We start from the raw sequence: 24995 nt of genomic DNA, 5'->3' as shown, positions 1-24995 counted from the left end.
ATGGCAGCTCAACAAAAAGTCGTTGAAATTTATACAGATGGTGCTTGCTCTGGGAATCCTGGGGTTGGAGGCTGGGGGGCAATTTTACGCTGGAATGGTCATGAACGGGAGCTTTATGGCGGTAAGGTCCATACGACAAACAATCAAATGGAACTCATGGCGGCAATTTGTGCATTAAAGGCGCTTAAAGAGCCCTGTTTTGTCGATCTTTATACAGACTCAGTTTATGTACGTAACGGTATATCTAAGTGGATTGAAGATTGGAAAAAGAATAATTGGCGCACCGCATCAAAAAATCCTGTTAAAAATATGGAGCTATGGCAAGCTCTTGAGGATGCTAGTTTTTGTCATACAGTCAGATGGCACTGGGTAAAAGGGCATGCGGGACATCCAGAAAATGAACGCGCAGATGCCCTTGCTCGCAAAGCAATTACTCAATATCGTGAAAATGGACGTTTTCCAGCATAATTGCTGTTTGGGAGTTTTTTCTTTTATCACGGAGTCGCAAGAGGGGTTGGCTGCGTATGGAATATGAATGTTCCACTTAAGGCGTGATCTTTAAAAGAAATTGTATAAAAAATTTTTTGGTTTATTTCTTCTGGTGCGAAATAGAGTGGAGCACTGAAGAGTGTATATTCTGCGTTATCACTGACTTTTCTTGCTGCTCCAATTTGCATTTCTCCTCCATCTAAAAAGAGAGAGGAAGGTGTAGTTTTGTTGTTATTTTGTATTTTTATAAGAAGGGTACTGTTATTTTTTTCGGCACTTATTTTTAGTGCATTCTGCATCATGCGGGGCAAAGAATCTTGCGCCTTTTTTAAGAAGGAAGCAGGAAGATGTTTATTTTTAAGAGCAGATGGCGAAAAGTCAAAGTTAATAGTAAATGGAAGACAGATTTTGTTACATAATCCAAGAGTGAAAGCACCACTTAAATTTTTGCTTGAACCAGAAAGATTGAAGGGCAATATTACTTTATCTTTATAACCTAATGACCAATCATTTTCTGTTTCAAAAAGCTGTGGAGTAGGATAAAAGATTTCATAAGAAATCTGTTGGTTGAAATTAAAAAATGGTGCCATGCCAGAATTACCTGGATTACGCCAGTAAGTTTTCCATCCTGGTTTAAGCTCAATTTCAATAATGCCTTCTCTTATTCCAGAAAGAGAAGGTTCAGTGATTGCTAATCGGATACGACCACCATCTGATTCATACCAAGATGTTGCGAAAAGCTGGAGTTTTTGTTCTGTTTGAGCATTTACAGGAATGTTAAGTAATTCTAAAACTATGAATGTTAAGCTTAAAGTAACGAAAAGCTTTTTATAAAAGAAAGTTGCGATATTTTGTAAATTTGTAAATATACGACTTTTTTTCATTGGAGTTTTATTTTCCTAGTGTGCTAAATGAACAAACTTTTATCATGTAAATTATGGAGAATAACAGATTAATGAAGCGGTGTAATGGCTTTTTAGGTGGACAATTACTCATAGCAATGCCTGGGATGAATGACAAACGCTTTATTCGTTCTGTTATTTATATTTGTGCGCATTCTGATGCCGGTGCGATGGGCATCATTCTCAATCAATTGCATCATATTGGTTTTCCAGAGCTTTTGCTTCACTTGGGAGTCATAGACAGTGGCCAAAAAAAAAGTCTTTCTGAACCAATAAAACAGTTTCCAGTTCGCTATGGTGGTCCTGTTGATCCTTCGCGTGGTTTTGTCCTTCACTCAGATGATTATGCTTGTGAAGAAACTGTTTTTATTGCAGATAAGGTCTGCTTTACTGCGACAATTGATATATTAAAAGCGATCAGTTGCGAACAAGGTCCGCAACATGCCCTAGTAGCATTAGGCTATGCTGGATGGAAAGCGGGGCAACTTGAGGCAGAAATTTCTACAAATGGTTGGCTAATCAGTTCTACATCACCCAGTTTTCTTTTTGAAAGCGATTTAAGCTGCAAATATGATAAAAGTTTAACACGCATGGGTATCGATCCAACTTATCTTGCTTCTGAAATGGGACACGCGTAGAGTTTTTTCTAAGCTTTTTAACTTTACACGTTATTTTATCCATTATGTTTTTATTTTATAAGGGAAATGGCTCTGAACGAGTGTAATTAATTCTTCTATGGCAATCGGTTTCGTCACAAGTGTACTTTGAACATATTTACAGCCTTCTTGACGAAGGAAGATTGCTTCTTTTTCATTTTCAACACCCTCTGCGATAATTTGCAAATTAAGATCTGTTGCCATATTAATGATAGACTTTAGAACAATTTTCTTCTTAAGAGAGTCGATTGAGATAAGTGAACGATCAAGTTTAACCATATCAAATGGATAACGTACGAGATAGGTCAGAGACGAATAACCTGTTCCAAAATTATCGAGTGCGAGATTCATTCCAAGTGTTTTAATTTGTTCGAGAAAGTGCGCTGATTGTTCAGGATTATTTCTTAAGACAAATTCAGATATTTCAATCATCAAGCGCCCTTTGTGAAGAGGATGGCGAAGCAAAGCGGCACGCAATTGACTGATAAAACGCGGATGAATCATTTCTGCGCTTGGTAAATTAATTGAAATAAAGAAAGATTGTTGGGAAAACTTTTCTTGTACATTTATAAGATCAATAATGGCATTATCGATGATAAATTGTGACAAATCCATAACAATTTGTTCATTTTCTACGATTTTTATGAAATCAGAAACATTTAAATTTCCATAAGTGGGATGATGCCATTCTACAATTGTTTCAAAACCAATAATATGTCCGTCTGATAAATTAAGAATAGGATGGTAGAGGATTTTCATCTCATTACGTTTTATAGCATAATGAACATCTTTCTCCAGAGTATTATGTTCGAGACCCAAAGTGCGAAAATTAGGACGAAAAGGTTCAATATGGTTTCCACCCATTTGTTTTGCACGAATCATCGCTAATTCACTATCATTAAAAATATCTTTAGCTGTCGATCGGCTTTCACTCCATGTAACCAATCCAATAGAGGTTGAAAGGATTATTTTGTTTTCTGGAAGTGAAATAGGTGCTGAAATTGTTTTGTGCAAATGATCTGCAAATGCTGCAATTTTTTGTGGTTCAGTTTCGCTGAGTAAAATAATTGCAAAGCGGTCTGCTGAAAGACGCGATAAGGTGTCTTGAAAGTTAATGAGACGATTTAAACGACGTGCGACTATAAGGAGTACAGTATCCCCAACAGCGATGCCTAATTTGCGATTAATTTGGCGAAAATTGTCAAAATCAATCATAAAGACGGTTGGTCTAATTTTGATATTTGCTTTCGCTAAAGAGGTATAATTTTGTAGTCTATCAAAGAAAATTTGTTGATTAGGAAGTCCGGTTAAGCTGTCGTGGATTGCATCATGCAATAAACGTTCTTCAGATTTTTTGTGGTTAGTAATATTGACAATGGTTCCAATGACACGTGTGATTTTTCCATCTTTTTGCATCGCCGGACGTGCACGAAGAGAAAACCAATGATAGTAACCACCCCCGGAAGAAAGCCGAAAAATTTGATCAATGCGCCCTTTTTTATTTTTAAGAATGATATCCAATACGGCTTGAAAGCGTTCACGATCATCATGGTGCAAAGCTGAAATCCAGTTGCGCATAGGTCCATTGAGGTTATGAATTTCAGTACCCAAAAGGGTTGCCATGTTTGGATGTACAACAATACGGTCACGCTCAATATTCCAATCCCAAATAATATTTCCAGCTCCCTTTGCTGCGAGTACTTGTTGTTCAAGGTCGGAAAATATTCCTTCATGGAAAGCATCATTAGAAAAAGTTTGTTGCAGGACAGTAAAGCTTATGAGAAGAACAATGAGCACTAATCCCCCTGCTAATGCTGGCTGTATAATATCATTGTTTAAATGTCCAGCTATACAGGCATAGGCTCCAACACACCAAAAGCTAATGAGCAACCATGTTGGAATAAGCATAATGGCACGGTCATAGCTTCTGATTGAGAAATAGATGATTAATATTATACCAAGCACAGCGGTAAGGCCAAAAGACAAACGCGCAATTCCAGCGGCTCTGATTGGATCATAAATAGCAAAGGCTCCTAGACTGCAAAAGGCAATGGTCCAAGCGATAGCACCATAACTAAAATGATAATGCCAGCGATTAAGGTTGAGGTAAGTAAAAAGAAAAATGAAGAGTGTAGCAGCAAGCGCTACTTCTGTCCCAGCGCGCCAGATTGGCTGTGTTGTGAGTGTAACTGCAAAGAATTTATTTAAAAAATTGAAGTCAATACCAATATAAAAAAGCACTGCCCAAGCGACAGCCGCTGTTGCAGGAAACAGTCCTGTCCCACGGACAACGAAGAGAACAGTTAACAAAAGTGCTAAGAGACCTGATATACCAAGAAGAATACCATGATAAAGCGTATAAGAATTAATTGCATCCTTATAAGCTTCAGGTTGCCATAAATAGATTTGCGGTAGAGTGGCAGAGTTAAGTTCGGCCACCAATGTAACAACAGCACCAGGGTTAAGGGTAATACGAAAGATATCAGAGTTTGCACTAAGTTGACGATCGAGGGAAAAACCTTCGCTTGGCGTTATGGATTGAATCCTTGCTGATCCAAGGTCTGGCCAAAAAAATCCAGAATGTGCCATGCGGTAATGGGGGGCAACGATGAGACGGTCAACTTGTTCATCTGTTGGATTTGCAAGAGAAAAAACTGCCCAGTTTCCGGAAAATTTTTCATTTTTTGCCTGCACTTCAATACGCCATACAATACCATCTGGTCCTGGCGCTGTACTTGTTTGAAAAATAGAGTTGTTTGTATGGTGAATTTCAATTGCTTTTGAGAGATCAAGAGCAGCATCTTGAGAAGAAATTTTAACTGGCTCAATTGCTTGTGCTGATGTAAGATGGACAAAAGAACTAACGACTACAATGAAAATGATGTCAATTATTTTACGCAAACTCTTCACAATGTCCCACTCTCAATATTTTAGGATGTTTAATTTTCATTTCGATTTTTGAGAAAAAACGTCCACCTTTTATAATTTATTTATATAATAAATTGTAATCACTTTTTCTTAAGTTATGTGATTTTATATACAAATAGACCACACACCCATTTGCTCCAATGGAAATTGAAGCGAATGAAGTTTTATATTTTAAAAGGGCAAAGTTAAACCATGAATTTCCAGATATTCACGGATATACCTTCACTCATTAGAATCTTTATCACATGAAGTATGAATTGGGTAGTTTTGTACGCCTCTTTGCCCAATATTTCCAAAACTTATTTAATGAGAAGAGCTTTTGTAGTAAATTTTATGATAAAATATGTGATGTTATTGTGATGCTGCTTTGAAAAGAATTTTTTACTTTAGCTTGTATGAAAGAGTTGATGTTAAATCATCAAAATTCATGAGGGGGCCGACAGGTCCGACAGCAGTTAGTGTTGGAGTGGAATTTGTAAAAAGACGATGCGCTAAATCAGTTAATCTTTTAGGAGTGATGAGATTGAGGCGTTCAATTGTTTCCGATATTGGAATTGGTCGACCGTAAAGGAGTATTTGGCGAGCAATGAGATGTGCCTGACTAGAAGGATTTTCTTGTGACATTATGAGATTAGCACGATATTGTGTTTGCGCTCGTTGAAGTTCATTGGCATGAATACTTTTGCTGACCTTGGAAAGTTCATCAAGAATCACAGGAATAAGTTCTTTGAGCCCTTCTTGTCCAGTAGCAGCATGAACACCAAAAAGTCCAGTATCTGAAAATCCCCAATGAAAAGCATAAATAGAATAGCATAATCCACGTTTTTCTCTTACCTCTTGAAAAAGACGTGAAGACATACCACCACCAAGAATGATTGAAAGAATTTGGGCCGCATAAAAATCACGCGCGTGATAAGCACGCCCTTCAAATCCTAGAACAACTTGTGTATCCATTAAATCGCGATATTCACGAAAGTCGCCTCCGACATAATTTGCAAGATTAGTAAGGGGGGTAGTTGAATGGGGGCGAAAAGTACCAAGGCGACTTTCAACTTCTCGCAAGAAATTTTCGTGCTTTACAGCTCCTGCTGCAACGACAATCATACGATCTGCACTATATTGTTTATTAATGAAATCATGGAGATCAGCGGATGTAAATGATTGAATAGTTTTAGCTGTTCCTAAAATAGAGCGACCAAGGGATTGATGACGAAAGGCTGTTTCTGTAAAGTGATCAAAAACAATATCATCAGGCGTGTCATGGGCGGCACCAATTTCCTGAAAAATTACTTGTTTTTCTCGTTCTAGTTCATCTTCGTCAAATTTTGAATGCATCAAAATATCGGCTAAAATGTCGATAGCAAGCGGGATATCGCTTTTAAGTACACGTGCAAAATAAGCCGTTGTTTCAATACTGGTGGTGGCATTGATTTCACCGCCAACATCTTCAATATCAGTTGCAATTTTAAGAGCTGTACGATTGGCGGTTCCTTTGAAAGCCATATGCTCAAGGAGATGGGCGATGCCATGTTGTGTAAAGGTTTCATTGCGTGCGCCCACTTTAACCCATATTCCGAGCGCTACACTATCAATTTGTTGCATTGTCTGTGTGGCGATAGTCAAACCGTTACTCAGGCGACTGATATCTACACCCATGTGTTTACGACTCCATTAAACAAGCCAAATACCTCTATAAGGGCATTGGAATATTTGTGATTTTAATTACAATGCAGCTGAACTTAGTAAGATGCATTTGATTTTAAAGAAATATAATCTTTTACTATTTTTTCATTATTAGCAAGACTTGTAAAGCACTCTTTGGATTCCATCAATCCATCTAGGCAAGATGTCCGTGGTGGATTAATACCACAGGCATTTTGGATTGCATCAGGAAATTTAGCAGGATGAGCTGTGGCAAGAGTGATCATTGGAATATGTGGCTTTTTGTGTTCGCGCGCTACCTTGAGTGCAACGGCTGTATGTGGATCAATAAGATAGCCGCTTTCTTTATAAACACTATTAATTGTTTGTGCTGTTTCAGCCATGCTACTTTTCCCAGCACAAAACAGGGAGCGAATATTTTGAAGCTGTTTTTCATCAAGAGTAAAACGTCCTGATTGTTTCAAGTTCTCCATGGCATTGCGAATCCATACTGGATCACGATTACCACTTTCAAACAACAAGCGCTCAAAATTAGAAGAGACTTGAATGTCCATAGAAGGCGATGTTGTATGGGTTATAGGTCGTATTTCGTAAGTGCCACTGGTTAATGTGCGTGGAAGGATGTCATTATCATTTGTTGCAATAACCAGTTGTGCGATAGGTAATCCCATACGGGCAGCGACATACCCTGCAAAAATATCACCGAAATTTCCAGTAGGAACAGTAAATGAGACGGCTCTATCAGGAGCACCTAGGGAAAGGGCAGATGAAAAATAATAAACAATTTGCGCCATGATACGCGCCCAGTTTATAGAGTTAACCCCTGAAAGCGCTCTTTTTTGACGAAAGTTATGGTCATTAAACATTGCTTTGACGAGTGCTTGGCAATCATCAAAATTTCCTTCGATAGCTATGGCGTGAACATTATCACTTTGATTGGTGGTCATTTGCCGTTGTTGAATGGATGATACACGTCCTTTGGGAAATAAAATAAAAACATCTGAATTTTTTCTTCCAGCAAAGGCTTGTATTGCAGCACCACCTGTATCACCCGATGTTGCAGCAACAATCGTTGCCCATTTATTTTGTTTAGTTAAAATATAATCCATCAATCTAGAAAGAAACTGCATTGCAACATCTTTAAATGCCAAGGTAGGACCGTAAAAAAGTTCAAGGATAAATTCATCTGGACCAATTTGCAGTAACGGGCAGGTTGCTGGGTGACGAAAGGTATTGTACGATTCGGTAATCATATTCTCAAAAGATACATATTCGATTTCGTTATTCATAAAGGGCCAAAGAATAGTTTTAGCAATGGTCATATAGGATTGCCCACGCAGTGCTCGTAATGCATCGGGTGATAATTGAGGAAATTTTTCTGGAAGGTACAGACCGCCATCATTAGCGAGACCCGTCATAACCGTTTCGGTAAAGCCTAGAGCAGGGGCCACGCCTCTTGTGCTGATATATTTCATGAATTTTTTCTTTCATTTATTTATTATCGATAAACTGATGCAGTAGTGTGTCTCACATTTTTAATAATATTTGAATTGTGAAATGAATGGAAGTTTGTTTGCTTATACTTATCAATAATGATGAAACAGTGGTATTGTCCTTTAGAAATTTTGATATAACATATTGATATTAAAAATTTATCTTCAAAAGACTTTGTTCTGTTATTTGTTAATCTATTTTATAATTTATATTGCTTTCTACATATTGCGGTATTTCTCAAAGAGTTTTCTTGCAAAGATTCATTTATTTTACCTATTTTTGCTTAGACTTTTTAGAATCAAAATGCATATTACAATTAGCTTCTGGAAAGTGGTATTTATAACTTGTGTTGGAGGATTTATGAGATAATTTCCTAGTTTTATGTGCCTAAATTGTGCATCTTGAGAGGTTTTTATTCAGTTTAAATTATCAGTTTTTATGCTAATAGGTGTTATATTGAAGCTACACAGGTATGATTCATAATGAACAAATTTATCCATAGAAAGCACAAAAAAACTGCCCCAATTACTGAGGCAGTCCGCCATTTAAGGCATTGCTTTTAATTTCAGATTATTTAGATTTTTTTATTTTTACTTTAAACTTCTAGCTATTCCTCCTCCGAGCATCGCACTGAATACGGACATAACGAGTCCAGTAAGTCCACCGAAAATATAAGCTCCTATTGTAGTAAAAGCTCCTAACGTAATGGGCTCAAATACCTTTACAAATTTTCCTTCAATGCCATCTTCATTTCCTACTCCATAATTTAAATTTGAAATATAAAGAGTAGCCATATTGGTTGCTTTTTCTATTACGGAAACAGAAACATTCTCTTTTTGAAAGCTACTGTTCAAATGATTTGCATTAGCATTTACAATTTGTGAGAGAAGAAAAGCAATCGCTATAAAAGTACTTAACACATGATTTTTAAACACTTTTGTCATAATTTCACCTCAAATACTTTCTAATCTTGTTATTTGTGAGGGGAAAGCTATTTATGTGTCTTAGTTTAATAACAATGAGCAGATAATGTAGCCATGCCTCACGTTCAGATTTTTATTCTTATATTTCAAATGTTTAAGTATAAGGTCGTCGGTATCACTGTTAATTAGCGAGAACTTATGAGTTTTTGTATCTGCCCTACGGGCCACGCTAAAATTATACCTATTGTCCCTATTCCATACCCAGCTAATATTGAAATACCAAAAGCTCCTAACGTAATGGGCTCAAGAACTTTCTCGACTTTTCCTTCAACAGTAGCTTCATTTCCTACTCCATAATTTAAATTTGAAATATAAAGAGTAGCCATATTGGTTGCTTTTTCTATTACAGAAACAGAAACATTCTCTTTTTGAAAGCTATTGTTCAAATGATTTGCATTAGCATTTACAATTTGTGAGAAAAGAAAAGCAATAGCTATAAAAATATTTAGTATATAATTTTTAAATACTTTTGTCATAATTTCACCTCAAATACTTTAAATATTTATATCATAAATATATTAATAAATACGTATAATTTGTAAATATATATTTTAGATATACTTATAATAATTATTTATTATTAATGAATATTATTTTAATTATTTAATTTATTATTATATTGTTCATAACAAAACAGTAATTATTTTATAATTTATTTAAAGATTGCAACTATTTGTGTTATCCAGTTTAGCAATGTAGTTATTATAAATCCACCTAACAACACTCCTGCCCCTATTGTAAAAGCAGCAACTTTTTCTACTTTTCCTTCAAGAGCTGATTCATTTACTGTTCCATAACTTAAAGTTGGTACATAAATAGAAGCTGTATGGATTGTTTTATTTTCCACGTGTTTTATTATAGATGGAGAAGAATCTTCTTTTAGAGAGCTATTTTTTAAATAATTTGCATTAACATTTGCAACTTGCAAAAGAAAAAAAACAGCCACCGTAAAGATACATAATGTATAATTTGCAACTAATTTTACCATAAATTACCTCAAATATTTTTATATTAATACGAACCTATATACACAAATAATGATAATAAACAAATTTTAAAACACTAAATATGTTTACTCATTATGTTACACGATAATACATTATGTTCTTATTGTCAACAACAAAAATACTTTTTGTTTATATAAAATATATAATACAGTTGTATTATTTTTATATTATAAAATTTTTATATTATAAAATTTTAAATAAGAATATTTTATTGGAATAATATGATTGCTTATTATAAGACATAATAAATATTTTTCTAATCATTGAGTTACTTTTTTAGTTTTTTGTGGTTTATATATTTGTATATAAATAGGAAATAATCAACATAATGATAGTTTTATTTTAAGCATTAATAAATAAAATGTAATCATAAAAACTTAATTATAAAAATAATAAGAACATTTTTGGTATTTATATATTTTATTAGGTGTGATGTGATGTTATTGTATTTTATGCATTTTTTATATATTAATATGTAAATAATTTTATAACTTATATTTAAAATAGTAGTGTAAATAAATGAATTTATTCGATATTTTTATTTAGTATGAATCATAAGTAATATAAAAGTTGTTTTGGATTAATAGATGTTCTTTTAATGTTTTTTAAATACGCTATTAATTTTTTATAATAACGTTTATTGTAAGGTATATATTGTAAAGTTATCAGCTTAATGATCGTTAGTTATAATATTTATCTGTACCATCATTATAAGAAGAAGCATAATAGTGGGAATTTGGTTATATTCATTTCAGATTGTAAAATAAAATCTATAGCTTTTTACAATAATTTACAATCAGAAGAGCTTAAATTATTAGAGAGTTCCACTGACTATAATATATAGTGCGTAAGTATATACGAGTTATTTATCATCGTGGAGCCATTTTAGTTATGTTTAAGCTTTTGTACGTATGCTTTAAGCAAGAGAAGACGCCATACTAAGAATGTTACTAAGAGATTTCATGTGCTGATAAATATATTGAATGAAGTTTTTTATACGAAATCTTGCCATACTGCCATTGCTTCTAGGACTTCTCCTAAATGAGCGTGTTTTGCAATAACCGTCTCAGCACCAGCTTCTGCAAGTATATTAGAGTGGCCAAGATAGCTATGCGATCCTCCCGTAAAGCCGATGACACGCATGCCTGCTGCTTTGGCTGCGTGTACACCATGAAGTGAATCTTCTATAACGATAGTGTTTTGGGGTTCTACTTGTAATTGTTTTGCAGCAAAAAGGAAAACATCAGGGGCAGGTTTGGTTTTTTTTGTTCCAACTTCAGGTGCAGAAAATATTTTACCTTCAAAAAGGTCATAGAGTTCAACAGTGGTAAGCATCTCTTTTATATCGATGCTCTTTGCATTAGAGCAGATACAGTAGGGATAGCGTGTTTGAATAATTTCTATGGCTTCTCTTACATCATCAATAGCACGTAATTCAGTTTTTATTTGTGTACGAAAAATATTAGTCATTTGATCTATGAGATGAGCAGAAATTGGTTTTTCTGTTTCCTGTTCAACGTGTTTAAGAATATCGCGAAAGATTAGCCCTGCAAAACGCTCACTCAATTCTTCGGGTGATATTTCATATCCTGTTTGTTTGAGCAATTGAGATCCAATTTTTGCTGCAAGATATTCAGAGTCAACGAGAACTCCGTCACAATCAAAAATAATAAGATCTATCTGAGGCATAAGACATTCCTTTATATGTTGCGAGATGGACAACTTTTATGAAAACGATATTGAGAGGACATTATTTCATAAAAATACGCTTTGAAAATGATTCTTAATTCTTTTACGAAATAAAAGATATGGGAACAGTACATTGAAAAAAAGAAAATTAAGATTTCATTCATATAAAAATTTTTTTACTTAAAAAACAAAAACGAATATCAATTTTGCGGAATTTTAACGATACGTTTACGCTATTTTGTAAATATGGATTGGTAATGCGGGCCTATAAACTATTTTGGTTGATTATAGGGCAAATTTAGTTAATTTTGTTGGGTTTTTCATGACAGTTATTCAGCTTCAAAAAGATTTCCTTCGTACTCCCTCACAAATGCCATGGCGCAATAAAATTTTTAAGGGAGATTGTGTTTCCGTTCTAGAAAAACTTCCAAAACATTCCGTTGATATGATTTTTGCGGATCCACCCTATAATTTGCAATTGGATGGAGCTTTATACCGTCCAGATCATTCGCTTGTTGATGCGGTTGATGATGCATGGGATCAGTTTGAGAGCTTTGCTGCTTATGATGCTTTTACCCGTGCATGGTTGCTTGCTTGTCGTCGTGTATTAAAACCAAACGGAACACTTTGGGTTATCGGATCTTACCATAATATTTTTCGGGTTGGGACGGCATTACAAGATTTAGGTTTTTGGATGCTTAATGATATTATTTGGCGCAAAAATAATCCGATGCCTAATTTTCGAGGGCGCCGTTTTCAAAATGCTCATGAGACGCTTATTTGGGCCGTGCGAGATCAAAAAGATAAAAAGTACACATTTAATTATGATGCCTTAAAAGCAGCAAATGAAGATTTACAAATGCGTTCAGATTGGCTTTTCCCTCTCTGCACTGGAGCTGAACGTTTAAAGGATGATTCAGGGCGTAAATTACATCCAACACAAAAACCGCAAGCGTTATTAGCGCGTATTATTATGGCTTCTAGTAAACCTGGTGATGTTATTCTCGATCCGTTTTTTGGTTCGGGAACAACAGGTGCTGTTGCCAAGCTTTTAGGGCGTGATTTTGTTGGGATTGAACGCGAGCAAGATTACATCGATGCTGCATGTGAGAGAATTGCGGCGGTTAAACCTTTAGCGCAACCAGAACTAGCGATTTTGGATAGAAAAAAAGCAGAACCGCGCGTAGCATTCAACAGTTTGCTTGAAGCAGGTTTACTCTATCCTGGAGAAGTTCTTTACGATCGTAAGAAGCAAGTATCTGCTATTGTAAGAGCTGATGGTACGATTATGCATGGTGGTGAAGCGGGTTCAATTCACGCAATGGGAAGAAAGGCTCAAGATTCGCAGAGTTGTAATGGTTGGACCTTTTGGTATTATGAGGAAAATGGACGGTTGAAGTCCATAGATCATTTAAGAATGATCATACGTTCACAAATGTTAAAAACGGGTGTTTTATGAACTAAGCTGATCACTTTATTCTATTGACCACCAATGTACCTGATCTTGATTGAGATGGACGTGAGAGCGTTTTATGCCTTTCTTAGATGTTTTTTATTGACACACTAATCTCGCTTGTGAGTGGCAAGCGAGTATTTTTACGCTTCTTGTAGAAGAAATAAAAATGAGAAATTTGCACTCTATGTCTTAATTTTAGTTCCAAAACAGTATCAATATAAGCTTATAAAAACGAAATATCGGAATTAAAAGGTTCATTCAGAAGTTCAAAATCAAGTGTTTTTTTTAGGTAACACGTATACCTATCTGAGCGAACAAAGGGCAGATCCTGAAATTTAAATCTAAGGCTTCTAAGTTTTTCTATTCCTTCTTAATTCTTATCTGTAGAAAAAAATTGGTCATTTCACGTGTTTAAATTTTTCTTTTAAAGATTAAAAAATGGTCGCTAGAGATACAAAAGTCTCCGTTAGAAAACATTTTTATGAATAGGGAAGGCTATTTAAATCTGAAAGAATTGGGAAGAGCTATGGAAATGGCTTTTTTCATAACAGTAGGTAATGCTTCTTCGGCAAGATGTTGAATGTTACACCACCAACCATTTTCACAATTCATTTCATGAACATCTTCGGTATAGTAAACATCGAGTTTTAGAGAAAAGTGAGTAAAAACATGCGTAATTTGTCCTTTGAATTGCCAATTGGCAGTAAAGGGAGCGTTTTTGAGCCCATTTTCGTTATCGATGCCAATATTGTTAGGAATTTGGGTCATTCCACCAAGGAGTTTTTGCGTCTGTCGTTTTTCTAAATAAATTTGTTTATTTTGATTAAGGACCACAAAAGCAATCCCTGTTTTTGAAGGGCGTTCTTTTTTAGGGGCTTTGACTGGAAAAGATTCCGTTTGTTGCATCTTTGCCGCTTTGCATAAACATTGAAGAGGGCAGATATAACAAGATGGTTTACGTGGAGTGCAAATTATTGCTCCCAGATCCATCATTGCTTGAGCAAAGTCACCAGGACGATTTAAAGCAGTAATTTTTTGTGTTTTTTCTTTAATTTCAACTTTTGCTTTTTGTAATATTGAAGTGATAGCAAAAAGTCGCGCTACCACACGTTCGACATTACCATCAACCACTGCTACAGGGTGGTTAAAAGCAATCGCAGCAATGGCTGCGGCAGTATAATCTCCAATACCGGCTAGAGTTCGCAATTCTTTTACAGATTGTGGAAATTGTCCCGCGTAGTTTTCAACAAGCTGTCGCGCACATTTTTTAAGATTACGCGCGCGTGAATAATAACCAAGTCCAGCCCATGCTTTCATGATATCATCTTGTGAGGCTTTTGCTAAAGAGAAAAGATCTGGCCATAGTTTTAGAAACTTTTTAAAATAAGGCTTAACTGCTTCAACGGTTGTTTGTTGAAGCATGATTTCAGAAAGCCAAACTTGATAAGGATCAGGGCGGATACCTTGTTTTTGCTCTTCGGGGGTAATCCGCCATGGAAGATGTCTGTGATTTTTATCGTACCAAGCAAGGAGGTGCGAAGAAATTTCATACATGATTGCTTTCAAGCATAGGGAGATATAAAATGCAAAAGAAAAAATTATTTATTTTGTAATTCATGTTTTTTGCTCTTTTATTGTCAAAGCTTTGGTGAGAAAAGGCTTTTTATTTTGTTGATATTTCATAAATTGAGGAGGCAACAATTTTTAGATGAAACAAATGATTTTAATTTAGCAAGCGGTTGAACAATGATCTAAAAATGAGAAAACAACTTAAAAAACGTATCTTTTATTCTCTTTCTGAGACGGTATACAAAATACTTGATCCAGTTTTACGCAAACGGACAGGGCTTAATGTAGCGCTTCTAGAACATTGGCCACAAATTGCGGGCTATGATATCAGTGAATATACAATGCCGCTTAAAATTATTTGGAAACGTCGTGCAGATCAAGATGAAGTTTTTCAGCCAGCAACACTTGTTATCGCATGTGAAGGATTTGCTGCGTTAAAATTAATGCATGAAACAGAGGAATTACTTCATAGAATTAACGGATTTTTTGGCTATATTGCTATTGATCGCATCAAGATTGAGCAAAGGAGTATATCGGTTTTTATGAATCACTTGCCTCTAAAACCGCCTTTGAGTGAACAAGACAAAAAATGCGTGGAAAAAATGCTTGAAGGAATTGAAGATACAAGCTTGCAGCAAGCACTTTATAAACTTGGCTGTTGCATTTTCTTGGAAAAAAATAATAAATAGCAATATATTTTATATATTTTTCTTTAATATATGAGAAAGCATTGGATTCCTATTCGTTAATAACAACAGAAAAGTATTATTTATGGTAAAATATCGTTCTTTTTTATCTTTCGGGATAATTTTTCTCTTCATAACGATTGTACAAAACAGTGTAACAGTTGCTTTAGCGCGTGATCCCAAATCAGTGGCAACTGTTGATATGGCAGAGCTTCTCCAATCGGGTAAAGTAAAGGATCGTTTTGAGGGAGAGGCGGATGCACCAGTCGTCATTGTTGAGTATGCTTCGTTGACATGTACTCATTGTGCGCATTTTTATAATGATATACTTCCCCAAATTCGTCAAAAGTATATCAAAACAGGAAAAGTAAAACTTATTTTCCGAGAATATGCTTTTGATCCTCGGGCAACAGCAGGTTTTATGTTGGCACGGTGTGCACCAGAAGATCGCTATTTTCCTTTGATAGAAGTTTTATTTCAAAAACAAAATGAATGGGCTTTCGGAAAAAATGCTCTAACACCATTGAAAAAAATTGGCTTAATGGCTGGTTTTACAGATGAAAGTTTTACTGCGTGTTTGAAAAATCAGTCCATTTTAGATGAAGTAAATGCATCTTTTGAACGCGGTAAAGAGCTTGGTGTCACAGCAACACCTACTTTCTTTATTAATGGTAGTAAATATGAAGGTGCCATGAAAGTAGAAGATTTTTTTTCGGTGATTGATAGTTTTCTTAAAAACTGAATCTTAATCTTCCAGAAGATGGAGAATGATACTTTTGGTCATTATCTCTTTTGGAAGGATTAATATTATGCATTTATGAAGCGATATTTTTTGGAGCCGATTTTGAATCAAATCATTGCTTTTAAGTGAGCCTAGGTTGAATAATGTTTTGATGCTGATATGGGAGGATTTGTACAGTGAAAAAATGGGTTTATAGTTTTGGAGATGGAAAGGCGGAAGGAAGTGCAAGTGAGCGTAACCTTCTCGGAGGTAAAGGGGCTAATTTGGCAGAAATGAGTAATCTTGGTTTGCCCGTACCACCCGGATTTACGCTGACAACAGAAGTTTGTAATTTTTATTATGCCCATGACAAATCATATCCAGAAGAGCTCCAGGAATCTGTTAAGCAAGCACTAAGACGCGTTGCTGAACAAACAGGACGTGAATTTGGGAATAAACAAAGACCACTTTTACTGTCTGTTCGTTCAGGGGCTAGGGCTTCTATGCCAGGGATGATGGATACAGTGCTGAACCTTGGCATGAATGATGAAACTGTAAAAGCAATTGCTTTACAAGCCAATAATGAACGTTTTGCTTATGATAGTTATCGGCGTTTTATCCAAATGTATTCTAACGTTGTTTTGGGGCTAGACCATTCGTATTTTGAAGAGCTTCTTGATGAAGCAAAAGCATGCAATGGTTACACTATTGATACAGAAATGACAGCAGATGATTGGAAAAATGTTATTACTTCTTATAAAGCCTATGTTGAAGAAAAATTAGGAACCCCTTTTCCACAAGATCCTGAACAACAGTTATGGGGGGCGATTGGAGCCGTTTTTTCAAGTTGGATGACGGCACGCGCAGTTACTTATCGCCGTTTACATAGCATTCCTGAAAGTTGGGGAACGGCAGTTAATGTGCAAGCTATGGTTTTTGGTAACATGGGAGAAGATTCGGCAACAGGTGTTGCTTTTACACGCAATCCATCGACAGGGAAAAAAGAACTTTATGGTGAATTTTTAGTTAATGCGCAAGGGGAAGATGTTGTGGCGGGCATTCGAACGCCTCAAAATATTACAGAAAATGCGCGTATTGTTGCTGGTTCAAATAAGCCGTCTTTGGAAAAAATCATGCCTGAGGCTTTTTTGAAATTATGTCAGATTGCGCAGAAGCTTGAGCAGCATTATCGGGATATGCAAGATCTCGAATTTACTATTGAAAAAGGTAAATTATGGATGCTGCAGACTCGTTCAGGGAAACGCACGGCTCGTGCAGCTCTCAAGATGGCAATTGAAATGGTTGAGGAGGGGTTAATAAGCCGTGAAGAGGCTGTAATGCGTGTTGATGCAAAATCACTTGACCAACTTTTACATCCAACACTTGATCCCAAAGCAGAACGTTTTGTTATAGGACGTGGTTTACCGGCTTCTCCTGGAGCAGCAACGGGTGAAATTGTTTTTACTTCAGAAGAGGCAGAAACTGCGTCAGCAGAAGGTCGCAAAGTTATTTTGGTCCGTGTAGAAACAAGCCCAGAAGACATTCATGGTATGCATGCAGCAGAAGGAATTTTAACAACGCGTGGAGGTATGACAAGCCACGCTGCTGTTGTTGCGCGGGGGATGGGAAAGCCATGTATTTCTGGTGCTGGCAGTATGCGGATTGATTATAACACAAATACGCTGTTTGCTTCAGGAGAAAGCTTTAAAAAAGGCGAGGTTATCACGATTGATGGTGGAAGTGGAGAAATTTTAAAGGGAAAAGTTGCAATGTTGCAGCCTAAGCTTTGCGGAGACTTTGCAAAATTAATGGAATGGGCTGATGAGATGCGGCGTATAAGAGTTCGCGCCAATGCTGAGACACCATCTGATGCTCGTATGGGGCGTTCTTTGGGGGCTGAAGGTATTGGTCTTTGCCGTACAGAGCATATGTTTTTTTCTGGTGAACGTATTATAGCCATGCGTGAAATGATTTTAAGTCATGATGAAAGTGGTCGTCGTAAAGCATTAGATAAGCTTTTGCCAATGCAGCGTTCAGACTTTGCTGAATTATTTGAAATTATGTGTGGTTTGCCTGTTACCATTCGCTTGTTAGATCCTCCACTCCATGAATTTCTACCAAAAACTGATGCAGAAATTCTTGATGTTGCAACAGCTATGGGAGTTTCTGCTGAAATGCTTGTTGAACGTGCGCAACAGTTGCACGAATTTAATCCTATGCTTGGATTACGAGGATGCCGTTTAGCTATTACTTATCCTGAAATTGCTGAAATGCAAGCGCGGGCAATTTTTGAAGCAGCAGCAGAAGCGGCTCAAAAATCTGGCTCTCCTGTTATGCTTGAAATTATGGTACCACTTATTGCACTTAAATCTGAACTCGATTTTATAAAAACGCGTATTGATCAGGTAGCTGAGGAAGTGATGAAAGAAAAGGGAACCATCATTCAATATATGGTTGGAACAATGATTGAGCTTCCAAGGGCAGCGCTTCGAGCAGATGAAATTGCTGAAACTGCGGAATTTTTTTCATTTGGAACAAACGATTTGACACAAACAACTTTTGGAATTTCCCGTGATGATGCTGCTCCTTTTTTGGCAACCTATTTTCAAAAAGGACTTTTAGAGCTAGATCCTTTCGTATCTATTGATCGTGATGGGGTAGGAGAACTTATTACCATTGCAGCACAGCGTGGACGCTCAAAGCGCGCAAAAATAAAATTGGGCATTTGTGGTGAACATGGAGGCGATCCTGCCTCTATTGCTTTTTGTGAAGAAAATAACCTAGATTATGTTTCATGTTCTCCTTTTCGGGTACCAATTGCTCGTTTAGCAGCAGCTCAGTCCGCAATAGCAAAAAGGATGTAATGGGTTAATATTTTTTTGTTGTATAGTTATTACTGAAATAAATTTTTATATATTCTTTTATTTCCTTCATGAAAGAAAATAAAAGCCCTTCTAGGGATGCTCTATAAGTTATATCACGCGAGAAAGTATATTTTTGAAAGGTTTATGAGAGAAAATATAAAGCAAGATAGAACAAAGTGTATTATTAATATATTTTCAGTATTGAAGGGACTCTTAAATTAGAAAGCAGCGTGCTGTTGTGCAGTTAATTCACGCGTTTTTTTAATAGGGGTATGGATTTCTCACGAAAAACAGAACACCCCAAACAAATGCATTTGTTTTGCACATTTATGCGCTGTTTTGAAGAAACATTTTTCAGTGCAAAACCCATTTCACGTCGGTATTTGTGTAATGGAATTATGTAAAACGCTCCGTAAATTTATAAAATCTGTCCTTCAGAGTTTATAAAATTCACTGTGCGCTACCATCTTTACACTTATGAAGGAATATCATAATTATGCAACATATTGATTTATAATGATAAATTTAAATTATTATCTTGAATGAGAGCCTGAATATCATAAGATTCTCTCATTTCAAATTTATTCCATGTTGAATCAGTCAAATTCATTTATTTTCACATAAGTAATATTAGCGTATGGGGAAAAAACATTAAAGAAAAGGCTTAAATAATGCCTATAATGAACCGTCTCAAGTGCCAAGAGCTAGCACAACATTAGAGGCAAAGTGTGTGATGGTCCCAGCTTGCTCCTTCATAAGCATCAAGATGGTAGTGCACAGTAAGCTTATCATTATACCATTCACGCACATCATTGTGAAATAGGTTTGGATGCCTTGAGAGATGTTTCTTTAAAGAAAGCACGTGAATGTGCAACTCAAGTATATTTTGTTTGGGGCGTTCTGTTTTACATGAGAGGATGTGATTTCATTAAAGAACGTGAGAAACAAAAGCGGAAGCAATGCGCGTCATCTCCATTATCTAAAAGACATTGCTTTAGATGCTTTTGAAAGCCGTAAAGCAGAATTAAGAGGAAATGGTAAAGGTAAGAAGTGGTTTCTACTTTTAAAACTTCATATTTTCCCCAAATTAGACAGCCTCTTCGTTTCAGAGATTAGGCAAACAGAGATACGCAATACCTTTGCTCCATCTGGTATACCAAAAGCTGCAACAGCAGAAAAAGTACTGAACCACCTTAATATTTGTTTCAAACATACTGCAGCGTTAGGTTTTTATGTTGATTTACAGGCGATAACAAAAGCACGCGCTTTCTCAGGTAAAAAACTTCATAAAATGCAAAATAGATTAGCAATGGATTGGAAAGATTTTCCCGCTTTTTGTCTAGACACTCAGTAAAACGATAAAAATGATACATTTGGTTTTGCGTTTGCTTATCCTTACAGGTGTTCGCACAAATTCTTTGTATTATATATGTGAAGATCGGATTGATGGGGATATCTGGACTATCCTTGCTCGAGAATATGAAAAGAAGGCGTGATTCTACAACAGAATTTCGCGTGTCCTTATCATCTAAAGCATTGGAAATTTTAAAATAAGTGCGCTTGCTTTCACGCAATGATTTCTTTTTTCTGCTAAAGGTCACAGATCCCTTTGCTATAAATTGTATGACTCAATATGTAATGTGCAAGAAGACAGCTCTGATTAATTTAATATAAGAGAGCTTGAGATGAAGGAATATTTTCGTATTCGGGAGAGGGCATTCAACAAGCAAATTATCATTATAAATTAAGAAATTTTTTGATAATATTGATGATTAGCTTCAATTTAATAGACCAATTTCACGCATTTTTATTAAAATTGTGTGATTAATTTTACCAGTTACAGGAAGATCAAACATTTGTTGAAACTGTTTTAAGGCTTCTATCGTCTTTTGATCTTCTATTCCTGTGACAATAACCTCCTCATGACCAAAGATATGTAAAGCTTTTTGTACCCGTATAATATCTTCAACAGAAGGCTCTAAAACAGCTTCTTTTGAGTGTGTTATATTTCTTTTTGTTTTATTTTCCATTTCTATTTCGCTCTGCTTAATTAATAGCGCAATTTCATCTGTTGTAGAATTGGGTAAAACATTATTTTGCATTTTCTGAGCAGCTTGTTGTTTCCATAGAGTGATCGCACGGCGTATTTTAGGTCCTTCTAGTCCATCTAATGGTCCATCATAAAGTCCTAATTTTGCTAATTCTTTTTGTTTTTCCAGCATGCTTGCTGATTGAGAGGATAAAGGTGAATTTGTGTGGTTATGACTTTGAGAATGTACAGAAGTTACACGAGAGAGTTCTTGTGATCTTGCTTCTTTTTTGGATAAAGTAGAGCTCTTCCCTATACTTTGAGCGGAAGAAAACTTCATTTGAGTGAAAATACCTTGATGTGTTGTCATTTGCGAAAATAAAGCATTAAATGAAACAAATAAAAAACTAATAGTAAAAAGAATAGATCCAACAAAAAATAAAGTATTTTTTTGTGTATAAAAATAAATACTTTTGATACTCCAAAAAATGAAACGAAAAATTATAAGAAAAAGTGTGATAACGATACTACTAGAGTATTTACGGTGTTTTACAGTTTTTTTTCGGGGCGTCTTTCGTTTTGTTGTCATCATTTTTATTTTCAGTTGCGTTTATGTTTCACAAAGAAACGAATGCAAATTAGTTCTTACTTTTCGCTAGAGAGAAATGCATTTACATTATTGTTTTTTCCTTTCAAACTCCTAGAATAAGCAGCTTCATTCTATCAATGTATAAGTTGATCAATCAACAAGAGCTCTTATCAATTTTTATTAATTTCAGATTTTACAAATCTTTAATATGTATAAAGAGAACATCAAATGATTAACGTTCAAGATCATTTTAGTGTTTGCAAACTGCATTATCACATATAATCATCTCAATAATAATATCACGTTATTCTTCATTTTGGGCGCAGATGTTTGCCTATCATTTAAAAACAAGTTAGAGATTATTCTTCTATAACGTTAAAAAGATAAGAGTCATTATATTCTTTACAATTTACATATATAGGGTTACTTTTCTGTAAACGGTTTGGTGAGAATACTGGTCTCTTAAGGTTATTATATTTTAGTGTAGCTACTTTTATATCAATTAAATTGATTTACAATGTTATAGAAAAACTTGCTTTGAGATCTTGAGATGGAGTTATAAGAGATGAAACAATTGTTTGATCTTTTGATCGACATATTGATCATGTTGATGATGTGCTATTAAAAATTTTATAGATAATGTAAATATTTTATCACGATTAAAGTCAGAATAACAGAATTTTACTCTTTTTAGCTTTTTCAACTAAGCTAAGATGGTGAATTGTTATTTAAAATAAGTATGTACACAACATGATTATATCTCTCATTTTTTACCATAGTATGTTCATTAACATGATCAGCCTGTAAGTGTATAATTTTGATATTAATTTTTTACTGAATAGACAATGTATACTATTTTATACAGAGGAATTGTGTCATATTTATAAAAAAGCCAATTATATAGATCCAATACATGAATACTCAATTTTATAAAAAACACATTTTATAAATTGTTTATAAAGCAACAGTGTATAAAATGCTTCTTTTATTGTATTTACCACTGCCGTACATTGATTGTCCATGATACGTTTTTTAATCAAATTATCATTTCTTTTATTTTTTATTTTTGTCATTATTTCATTTTTTGTAGCAGATCCAAGCAGTAACCATTCTTCTAGCCCCAAAAATAATGAGACAACAACGAGCGATGTGATTATTGCTTTTAAGGAAGCCTTAAATGACTTAGGCGCATTTTGTGACCGTAATATAAAAACCTGCAAAGTAGGAAAATCCTTTTTAAGTTCACTTGGCGAGCGCGCATATTACGGTGCAAGAGCTGCTTATGAATATTTAGGGAACATATTAGGGAACAAAAATAATATCAGAGGCTTCCCCTAATGTTTCTTACAAAATAGAAATACAAGAGTTCTTACGAAACCATAAAATGTTATCTTGAAATAAGGATTTTTAATGTTCTTCGTGTTATTTATGTTAGGAAGAATAAATATTGATTTTTTATAAGTGTATTCAAGAATGATTATTCAAACGAAACAGGACTAAAATAATGGCGGAAACAATCGGTAATATTATAGAAAATTTTTCGCTTTTGGATAATTGGGAAGATCGTTATCGTTATGTCATCGAGCTTGGCTATGAACTGCCACCTTTTCCGGAAAACGCTCGAAATGATGCTCACAAAGTTCCTGGTTGTGTTAGCCAAGTGTGGCTACTATCTTCACGTAATAACTCAGAAGATCCAATATTGACGTTTCAAGGTGATTCCGATGCTCATATTGTGCGTGGACTCATTTATATACTTCTGGCTTTTTATTCAGGCAAAAAAGCTTCTGAAATTCGCAATTCTGATGCTCAAGAGCTTTTTGAAAAACTTGGTTTAAATGAAAATCTTACACCACAACGATCAAATGGTCTGAAATCAATGATTAAACGGATTCGTAACGAAAGCTATATGTAATTCCCTTGGTAGAAATTGCTATATATACAAAAGCTTCACACAAAACATGTATACTAAAATCAAATTTATATATGAAACCATTTTTTCGCAAAATAAGATTATTTAGTTTTTTTCCGTTTGCTTTTGCGTCCAAGCCCCATTTCTTTGGCCAAAGCCGATCGTGTTTTTGCATAATTAGGCGCCACCATAGGATAAGAACTATCTAACTGCCATTTTTCACGATATTCCTCTGGCAACATTCCATAATGTGTCATGAGATGACGCTTTAGAGATTTAAACTTCTTTCCATCTTCAAGGCAAATGAGATAATCAGGAAATACTGAACGCTTTGGATTAACGGCAGGCCTTTGTTTTTCAACTTCGACTTCTGTTAACTCTAGATTCCCTGCTTTACGAAAAGCAGCATGGACATCAGCAATTAAACTTGGCACTTCAGTCGGTCGAATAGAATTATTACTCACGTAGGCAGCAACAATATCAGCAACCAATGTAATAACTAAATTGCTTTCAGTCTCTAAGACTGCACGATGTTCCATTCTTGTTTCCTTTAATTTAAATTGAGTAATTCAAAATCGAGATATAGTGCATATACTCATGATATAAAGATCTCATGCACATGAGTTTCATATTGTACAAAAATCTTTTTTGTCAATTCAATTATTCTATAAAATTGCCAAAACACAAAAAAATCAAATAAATACCTACTTTTTGTCATAATATACAATAAGAAAAACGAAATTATTACATGCTAAAATATATTTTTATCCTATAACATATCATACATAATATATAATACATCACAAATATAAAAAAATATAGGATAAAATTTATTTATTTTTTTTAGAATGTAAAAATAAAATTACTAATTACAAAAAATATAATATATAAATTATTATTTTTTGTTTTGAATACTTATAATTTGGTATGTTTATTTTTAATAAGTTTTAAATTTATTTTATTATTTATATTTATTAAATTTAATAACAGAAAATATAATATATTATAATTATGACATAATATCATTATTTATAATATAAAACTCTTCATTAAAACGACATGAAATGTTTTTGTTTTTTTGTGTATTAATAATAATACTTTATATATATTTACTCATTTCTGTAAAATTGTGCGATTATACTGTTTCAAAAAAAATCAAATCTTTTTCTCATAGTTTAATTGTTTTATCAGTCACGTTCATTATAAAAGTGGTATTATATTCCTAGAAAACAATAGCTGTGGTATATAATGAACAGAAAGGTATTCGTTTTAAAAAATTATCATGGCGCTACTTTTGCAAGTGAATAGAACTTATAGATTTTTACACTTGCATCAATAATTGTGATTCTAACATATAAA

At 34.7% G+C, this 24995-nt stretch carries 18 protein-coding genes and 2 pseudogenes; 9 read left to right on the top strand and 11 right to left on the bottom strand.

Annotated features, from left to right (window positions below):
- Nucleotides 1–468 (top strand): ribonuclease HI, encoded by a 468-nt coding sequence (rnhA, locus tag ACFIJL_RS02240; RefSeq protein WP_375622304.1) that lies wholly within the window; start codon nt 1–3, stop codon nt 466–468.
- Between the two features lie 26 nt (nt 469–494).
- Here the strand turns inward: rnhA and ACFIJL_RS02235 are convergent, their stop codons facing one another.
- Nucleotides 495–1373 carry a protein-disulfide reductase DsbD domain-containing protein gene (locus tag ACFIJL_RS02235; protein WP_375622303.1) on the bottom strand — a complete coding sequence of 293 codons (879 nt, stop codon included), beginning with the start codon at nt 1371–1373 and terminating at the stop codon, nt 495–497.
- A 71-nt stretch (nt 1374–1444) separates the two neighbouring features.
- On the opposite strand from ACFIJL_RS02235, the gene ACFIJL_RS02230 reads away from it, so the two are divergent.
- Nucleotides 1445–2029, top strand: a complete 585-nt coding sequence (locus ACFIJL_RS02230) for a YqgE/AlgH family protein (protein WP_375622302.1) — start codon at nt 1445–1447, stop codon at nt 2027–2029.
- Nucleotides 2030–2071: 42 nt separating this feature from the next.
- On the opposite strand, the gene ACFIJL_RS02225 is transcribed toward ACFIJL_RS02230, so the two are convergent.
- The 7 genes from ACFIJL_RS02225 to ACFIJL_RS02195 form a co-directional block, all read right to left on the bottom strand.
- Nucleotides 2072–4957, bottom strand: a complete 2886-nt coding sequence (locus ACFIJL_RS02225; RefSeq protein WP_375622301.1) for an EAL domain-containing protein — start codon at nt 4955–4957, stop codon at nt 2072–2074.
- Between the two features lie 399 nt (nt 4958–5356).
- A complete protein-coding gene (locus ACFIJL_RS02220) occupies nt 5357–6631 on the bottom strand; it encodes a M16 family metallopeptidase (RefSeq protein ID WP_375622300.1) in 1275 nt (424 codons plus the stop codon).
- Between the two features lie 83 nt (nt 6632–6714).
- A complete protein-coding gene (gene thrC / locus ACFIJL_RS02215; protein ID WP_375622299.1) occupies nt 6715–8112 on the bottom strand; it encodes a threonine synthase in 1398 nt (465 codons plus the stop codon).
- Nucleotides 8113–8721: 609 nt separating this feature from the next.
- Entirely contained in the window at nt 8722–9075 is a 354-nt protein-coding gene (locus ACFIJL_RS02210) for a hypothetical protein (RefSeq protein WP_375622298.1), read from the bottom strand.
- 164 nt (nt 9076–9239) lie between these two features.
- A complete protein-coding gene (locus ACFIJL_RS02205; protein WP_375622297.1) occupies nt 9240–9590 on the bottom strand; it encodes a hypothetical protein in 351 nt (116 codons plus the stop codon).
- A gap of 176 nt (nt 9591–9766) precedes the next feature.
- A complete protein-coding gene (locus tag ACFIJL_RS02200) occupies nt 9767–10102 on the bottom strand; it encodes a hypothetical protein (protein ID WP_375622296.1) in 336 nt (111 codons plus the stop codon).
- Between the two features lie 1012 nt (nt 10103–11114).
- Complete coding sequence (locus tag ACFIJL_RS02195) at nt 11115–11810, bottom strand: HAD family hydrolase (protein WP_375622295.1); 696 nt, start codon at nt 11808–11810, stop codon at nt 11115–11117.
- A gap of 370 nt (nt 11811–12180) precedes the next feature.
- On the opposite strand from ACFIJL_RS02195, the gene ACFIJL_RS02190 reads away from it, so the two are divergent.
- The gene (locus tag ACFIJL_RS02190) at nt 12181–13269 is read left to right on the top strand and encodes a site-specific DNA-methyltransferase (protein ID WP_372440009.1); all 1089 of its coding nucleotides are present in this window, start codon (nt 12181–12183) and stop codon (nt 13267–13269) included.
- 492 nt (nt 13270–13761) lie between these two features.
- Here ACFIJL_RS02190 and mutY read toward each other — a convergent pair whose 3' ends face one another.
- Nucleotides 13762–14820, bottom strand: coding sequence for an A/G-specific adenine glycosylase (gene mutY, locus ACFIJL_RS02185; RefSeq protein WP_375622294.1), 1059 nt, complete (start codon nt 14818–14820; stop codon nt 13762–13764).
- A 203-nt stretch (nt 14821–15023) separates the two neighbouring features.
- On the opposite strand from mutY, the gene ACFIJL_RS02180 reads away from it, so the two are divergent.
- The 4 genes and pseudogenes from ACFIJL_RS02180 to ACFIJL_RS02165 all read left to right on the top strand — a co-directional run.
- Nucleotides 15024–15524 carry a DUF721 domain-containing protein gene (locus ACFIJL_RS02180; protein ID WP_375622293.1) on the top strand — a complete coding sequence of 167 codons (501 nt, stop codon included), beginning with the start codon at nt 15024–15026 and terminating at the stop codon, nt 15522–15524.
- A gap of 82 nt (nt 15525–15606) precedes the next feature.
- Nucleotides 15607–16263 (top strand): DsbA family protein, encoded by a 657-nt coding sequence (locus tag ACFIJL_RS02175; protein WP_375622292.1) that lies wholly within the window; start codon nt 15607–15609, stop codon nt 16261–16263.
- Between the two features lie 176 nt (nt 16264–16439).
- Entirely contained in the window at nt 16440–19106 is a 2667-nt protein-coding gene (ppdK, locus tag ACFIJL_RS02170) for a pyruvate, phosphate dikinase (RefSeq protein ID WP_375622291.1), read from the top strand.
- Nucleotides 19107–19777: 671 nt separating this feature from the next.
- Nucleotides 19778–20744 (top strand): annotated as a pseudogene (locus tag ACFIJL_RS02165) (tyrosine-type recombinase/integrase); the annotation flags it as partial.
- Nucleotides 20745–20884: 140 nt separating this feature from the next.
- Here ACFIJL_RS02165 and ACFIJL_RS02160 read toward each other — a convergent pair.
- Nucleotides 20885–21724, bottom strand: a complete 840-nt coding sequence (locus ACFIJL_RS02160; protein ID WP_375622336.1) for a peptidoglycan-binding domain-containing protein — start codon at nt 21722–21724, stop codon at nt 20885–20887.
- 1020 nt (nt 21725–22744) lie between these two features.
- Between ACFIJL_RS02160 and ACFIJL_RS02155 the strand changes: the two are divergent.
- A pseudogene (locus ACFIJL_RS02155) lies at nt 22745–23120 on the top strand (DUF5330 domain-containing protein).
- A gap of 108 nt (nt 23121–23228) precedes the next feature.
- The gene (locus tag ACFIJL_RS02150; protein ID WP_375622290.1) at nt 23229–23639 is read left to right on the top strand and encodes a SufE family protein; all 411 of its coding nucleotides are present in this window, start codon (nt 23229–23231) and stop codon (nt 23637–23639) included.
- Between the two features lie 98 nt (nt 23640–23737).
- Here the strand turns inward: ACFIJL_RS02150 and ACFIJL_RS02145 are convergent, their stop codons facing one another.
- The gene (locus tag ACFIJL_RS02145) at nt 23738–24175 is read right to left on the bottom strand and encodes a MucR family transcriptional regulator (RefSeq protein WP_012754848.1); all 438 of its coding nucleotides are present in this window, start codon (nt 24173–24175) and stop codon (nt 23738–23740) included.
- Nucleotides 24176–24995 lie beyond the last annotated feature (820 nt).

This window comes from Bartonella sp. TT119HLJHH (assembly GCF_042193385.1).
In the GTDB taxonomy this organism is placed as follows: Bacteria; Pseudomonadota; Alphaproteobacteria; order Rhizobiales; family Rhizobiaceae; genus Bartonella.
The sequence above is the reverse complement of the archived record's forward strand: the minus strand, read 5'-3'. Positions and strand labels throughout refer to the sequence as shown.

Coding starts and splice junctions, on each gene's coding strand:
- rnhA (WP_375622304.1), top strand. CDS start 1: ATGGCAGCTCAACAAAAAGTCGTTGAAATTTATACAGATGGTGCTTGC.
- ACFIJL_RS02235 (WP_375622303.1), bottom strand. CDS start 1,373: ATGAAAAAAAGTCGTATATTTACAAATTTACAAAATATCGCAACTTTC.
- ACFIJL_RS02230 (WP_375622302.1), top strand. CDS start 1,445: ATGAAGCGGTGTAATGGCTTTTTAGGTGGACAATTACTCATAGCAATG.
- ACFIJL_RS02220 (WP_375622300.1), bottom strand. CDS start 6,631: ATGGGTGTAGATATCAGTCGCCTGAGTAACGGTTTGACTATCGCCACA.
- thrC (WP_375622299.1), bottom strand. CDS start 8,112: ATGAAATATATCAGCACAAGAGGCGTGGCCCCTGCTCTAGGCTTTACC.
- ACFIJL_RS02210 (WP_375622298.1), bottom strand. CDS start 9,075: ATGACAAAAGTGTTTAAAAATCATGTGTTAAGTACTTTTATAGCGATT.
- ACFIJL_RS02205 (WP_375622297.1), bottom strand. CDS start 9,590: ATGACAAAAGTATTTAAAAATTATATACTAAATATTTTTATAGCTATT.
- ACFIJL_RS02200 (WP_375622296.1), bottom strand. CDS start 10,102: ATGGTAAAATTAGTTGCAAATTATACATTATGTATCTTTACGGTGGCT.
- ACFIJL_RS02195 (WP_375622295.1), bottom strand. CDS start 11,810: ATGCCTCAGATAGATCTTATTATTTTTGATTGTGACGGAGTTCTCGTT.
- ACFIJL_RS02190 (WP_372440009.1), top strand. CDS start 12,181: ATGCCATGGCGCAATAAAATTTTTAAGGGAGATTGTGTTTCCGTTCTA.
- mutY (WP_375622294.1), bottom strand. CDS start 14,820: ATGTATGAAATTTCTTCGCACCTCCTTGCTTGGTACGATAAAAATCAC.
- ACFIJL_RS02180 (WP_375622293.1), top strand. CDS start 15,024: ATGAGAAAACAACTTAAAAAACGTATCTTTTATTCTCTTTCTGAGACG.
- ACFIJL_RS02175 (WP_375622292.1), top strand. CDS start 15,607: ATGGTAAAATATCGTTCTTTTTTATCTTTCGGGATAATTTTTCTCTTC.
- ACFIJL_RS02160 (WP_375622336.1), bottom strand. CDS start 21,724: ATGACAACAAAACGAAAGACGCCCCGAAAAAAAACTGTAAAACACCGT.
- ACFIJL_RS02150 (WP_375622290.1), top strand. CDS start 23,229: ATGGCGGAAACAATCGGTAATATTATAGAAAATTTTTCGCTTTTGGAT.
- ACFIJL_RS02145 (WP_012754848.1), bottom strand. CDS start 24,175: ATGGAACATCGTGCAGTCTTAGAGACTGAAAGCAATTTAGTTATTACA.